Here is a 3889-nt window from a genome sequence, read left to right as displayed (position 1 = left end):
GGTGACGACATGGTGCGTCTCTCCGTGTTGAGGGCGATCAAGTCGAGATTCGGATTGTTGGTCAGGCCCGCATTGCAGATACGACCAATCTCGCCGTTGCTGCGGGCGTATGTGAACACGGGCGAAACGTAGCGGTACTCCTGGTCGGCGATCATTTGGGCAGCGGCCGCCGTCCACTCGACACGGCCGTGAATGCCGTCACCATCTGCCCGCAATCCGGTGATCCAGCCGGCGGCACGTACTTGGTGTCCGTCCCCAGCGAATTCACGCTGGTGGTCATAGTCGATCAGCAGCTTCGCCCCTTTCTGGTGGGCCTGCGTTGCGGCGATCACCTTTGCCGGATCGGGGATCCGCCAAGGGCCGCGCCCGTCCCGGCCCCGGAACGTGCCTTTCGGCAACAGGTGGATATCGCTCGGCACCTGTCCGCCGCTGGCGTTCAAGGCCACCAAGTGACTGGAAAACAAGGGGCTATCCATGGTCACCACCCGCTGCCCGTGCCGGGCATCACGCCGCCCCGGTCCATCTCGCGATCAAAGTCCCGGCGCCGCGACTCCCGCCGCTCCGGCGTGACGAATGCCCCGTCGAGCGGCTGCAACGAGAACGGCTCCAATCCGTTGAAGAACCGCTCCAACGCCTCGATCACCTCATCGGCCATCGCGCCGCCGATCTCGTGACCGATCTCGGACCCCACGAGGGCCCCACCCACGGCACCGATGAGGCCGCCGCCGACGGCCCCAGGCGGGCCGAACATCGCCCCGCCGGCCGCGCCCAGCGCCTTGGCCCCCATCCATGCGCCGGCCCCGGCCCCGACCGCGCTCGTCCCGGCCTCGACCGCGCCGGCGGTATCGCCTTCGGCCAGGGCCATGCCGGCCTCGACCGCGCCAAGGCCCAACGCGGTCGCGCCGCCGGCACGCCCCAGCATGCGCAGGCGCAGCCGCTGCCCCAACGCGGCCGTGCCGGCGGCGGTGGTGACGGCGGTCCCGGCGGTGCCCACCCCAGCCGCGCCAACAGCCCCGACAGCTCCGGCGCCGTATCGCCCCATGGCCCCCGTCCGGCCGCGCCCGGCCGCGAAGCCGGGCGGCCAGTTGGTCACGACCACGGGCGTCGGGCCGGCCCGGCCCAACGCCTCGCCAAGCCCCTCCGCCACCGGTCCCACGGCGCCGGCCCCGCCGCGCCCGAAGGCGCCAAGGACCCGCTTGCCGCCCACATAGGCCAGCGAGCCGCCGCCCAATGCCAGCCCGCCCCACATGACGGCGTTCTGCTGTTCCGTCGTCAGGCTGTTCAGGGCATCGGCGAGGTGCTGGACCGGCCCGCTCAGTTGCTCATCGGCGAACCGTTCGGCGGCGGTCAGGATGTTGCGCGCCGCCGCGTTGAACCCGTCGGCATTCAGCCGGGCATCGGCCAACAGACCGCTGCCGTCGCCTCGGATGGCCAGCAGCGATTCCAGCTTGCCGAAGGTATTCGCGTCCGCGTCGTAGGACTTCGCGAGGCCGGCCAGGGCCGTCTTGGCGGTCTGGTCGAACACCTTGCTCAGTTCGGCGGGGTCGCCGCCGGTGACCCGGATCACGTCTTTCATGATCTCCGGCAAGGCGCGGTAGGTGACCCCGTCATCCTCACGCAGGCGAATGCCGGCGCCCCTGAAGAACGCCGCCTTGTTCTCATCGGTGACGGCCTCGATCATCCCGATGATGGCGGTTGTCGTCTCCGGAGCGTTGCCGGTGACCTCCGTCACCACCTGTTGCAGGGCAAACAGCTCCCGGCCCGCCTCCTCGCCTGTTCGTCGCAGGGTCGCGTACTGCCCCGTCAGTTCGGCGATCTCCCGGCCGGCCACCCGGAAGCCGACGGCGCCGGCCTTGGCCTGCTGGTTCTGCGTGTCGAACATCCGCGCGACCGCTTCGGCATCCCGGATGTTCAGGTTGTTGTAATAGGACGCGATGTTGGTGCCGACATCCGCACCAAGGGCGCCCGTCGCCTGGATGCCCATGGCGATGGTCCGCATGTTCTTCGCGGCGAAATCCAGGTCGCCCGTGATGGCGACGATTTCCGCCACGCCCGCCACCACCTGGTCCGGGTCGATCCGGAATTCGTTGGCATGGGCGAAGAATTGTTCCTTCAGCGCCATGACCTTTTCCAACGGCGCTTCGGCATCCGTGGCCAGGCGCCGCATGGCCGCGTCCATCTGCCCCACCAAGCGGATGGCCTGCGTCGCACCGGCGCCGGTCAGCAAGGCCGTGTACCGGTTGCCCAGGCTGGACAGGCCCCGGTCAAGGCCGCCGGCCGCCGTGGACAGGGCGCGCAGCGAGCGTTGCCCCGAGGTGCTGAAGCGGTTCAGCGCCGTCGAATAGGTGCGGGCGCGCGTGGCCAGGTTGCCGGCCAGGTCGATGCCCAGGCTGTATGTCATGTCGGCCATGAGGTTGTCTCCTGATTGCGTTTGGCCACCGAACACGACGCTGCCGCAGGCGGGTTCAGGCCGGCCGCTCGCATCGATGCGCGACACCGGCGCACGGCGCGTTCGCTGCATCCGGCAACGCTCCCAATGTCGGCATTGGTTGCCCCAGGGTTGGCCATGATGGCGCGGCGCAGGCGAACGTCGTACCGCCAGCGGGACGGCACCGGGATGTAGATTGATTGCGGGGCGCCGTAGTGCTCGATCAGCGCGGCCAAAACTGGCAGACCAACCGCAACGGCCACCTTGTGTTTCGGCCGGGCTTGACGGGGCAGCAGAATCGTCTGGCCGCCACACGCACGTATGAGCTGGCGCGCGACGGCCTCCCCGAAACGCTCCGCCACGCAGTTCTCGACGTCGGACACATAGATGCCCAAGCGCCGCCGTTCGGCAATGGAGGGAAGATCGTCAAGGAACATGGCACGTCCGGCATCAGCGGGTCTTGGGACCTGACTACCCGGACGTGCGTCCTTCCGCGCCCGGACAACCGTCCGGGAACCGTGCCAGCTTTGCACCGGCCCGACTGTCCGGAAGGACTTCAGGGCAAGGGGCGACACGGTTCAAGGTTTGCCCATGCAACACCATTCCCCGTTTAAGAGACGGATAAGAGGCCGTGGAAGGGGTCTGTGTGCGCGTCCCGCAGCGTCGGGGCCAAACCGGGGCGCCATACCGGAACGCGCGCCACGCGTGCTCTGAGGGGCCGCCACGGAAAAGGGCGCCGGCCCGCGCCGACGCCCTTTCCCGATCCAAGACCCGGCCGGGTCCTCACCCGGCCTTGGCCTCCGACCGGCGCCGCTTCATCTGCATCAACGCCCCGACCACGCGATGCGCCATGTCCGCGTCCACGAAGCGCAGACTGTCCACATGAAAGGTGCGTCGGATCCAGTGATCCAGGGCCACGTCATCGGTGGCGCCGCCCACATACTCCCGCCACAAGGACCGGATCAGCTTGACCTGTTTGGCCGACGCCATGCCGGGCCGGTCGCCATAGTACCGCTTCCGGGCGGTCGAGACGAACCCCAGGTCGCGGAACCGGGCCATGACCTGATCAAACCCCGTGTCGTCCAGGTCGCGGGCGCTTTCGACACCCGCCACGTTCCATAGGATATCGCGGTACAGGTCATCCGAAAGCCCGAGTTGGCGCTTCGCCTCATGAACGACCTTCAGCTTGTTGGCGGGCAGGGTCATGACGGGTTCTCCTTTGCGGCAAGGCGCGCGTGGTCGCGCATCCGGTCCTGATGGGCCGTCTCAAGAAGTTTTTCCGCCTGTTCCGTGCGGACACAGATAGTGTCTTGAAGGTCTCGCAGGCCCTCGCAGGCCAACGGCGGTACGTCCGATATGAAACCGTGATGAGCGGCCATGTCGAGTGTGAAACTGAGGAAGTACGAAATCCGCCCGACTTCCGCGACAATCTCTCGAGCTTGGCGGATCGGGTTATCCAGA

The 3889-nt window shown here is 68.0% G+C and carries 5 protein-coding genes; all 5 read right to left on the bottom strand.

What is annotated here, in order from left to right; translation table 11 throughout:
* The coding region (locus GHC57_RS18705) for a phage protease (protein ID WP_246152508.1) at nucleotides 1–476 on the bottom strand (476 nt) is incomplete at its 3' end.
* A gap of 2 nt (nucleotides 477–478) precedes the next feature.
* Nucleotides 479–2410 carry a hypothetical protein gene (locus tag GHC57_RS18700; RefSeq protein ID WP_153347114.1) on the bottom strand — a complete coding sequence of 644 codons (1932 nt, stop codon included), beginning with the start codon at nucleotides 2408–2410 and terminating at the stop codon, nucleotides 479–481.
* Nucleotides 2398–2865, bottom strand: a complete 468-nt coding sequence (locus GHC57_RS18695) for a hypothetical protein (RefSeq protein WP_153347112.1) — start codon at nucleotides 2863–2865, stop codon at nucleotides 2398–2400. Before GHC57_RS18695 ends, GHC57_RS18700 begins: the two co-directional genes overlap by 13 nt.
* Before the next feature lie 346 nt (nucleotides 2866–3211).
* Nucleotides 3212–3634: a regulatory protein GemA gene (locus tag GHC57_RS18690; RefSeq protein WP_153347110.1), complete on the bottom strand. Its 423-nt coding sequence runs from the start codon at nucleotides 3632–3634 to the stop codon at nucleotides 3212–3214.
* Nucleotides 3631–3889, bottom strand: a 259-nt coding sequence (locus tag GHC57_RS19680) for a hypothetical protein (protein WP_211369253.1), incomplete at its 5' end; no start/stop codon positions are given. The genes GHC57_RS18690 and GHC57_RS19680, both read right to left, overlap by 4 nt.

It is taken from the genome of Roseospira navarrensis, from assembly GCF_009601025.1.
Classification (GTDB): domain Bacteria; phylum Pseudomonadota; class Alphaproteobacteria; order Rhodospirillales; family Rhodospirillaceae; genus Rhodospira; species Rhodospira navarrensis.
This window is presented reverse-complemented; position numbering and strand designations above follow the sequence as displayed.

Bases quoted from the DNA above. Each gene is read 5' to 3' on its own strand.
- GHC57_RS18695 (WP_153347112.1), bottom strand. From the start codon at position 2,865: ATGTTCCTTGACGATCTTCCCTCCATTGCCGAACGGCGGCGCTTGGGC.
- GHC57_RS18700 (WP_153347114.1), bottom strand. From the start codon at position 2,410: ATGGCCGACATGACATACAGCCTGGGCATCGACCTGGCCGGCAACCTG.
- GHC57_RS18690 (WP_153347110.1), bottom strand. From the start codon at position 3,634: ATGACCCTGCCCGCCAACAAGCTGAAGGTCGTTCATGAGGCGAAGCGC.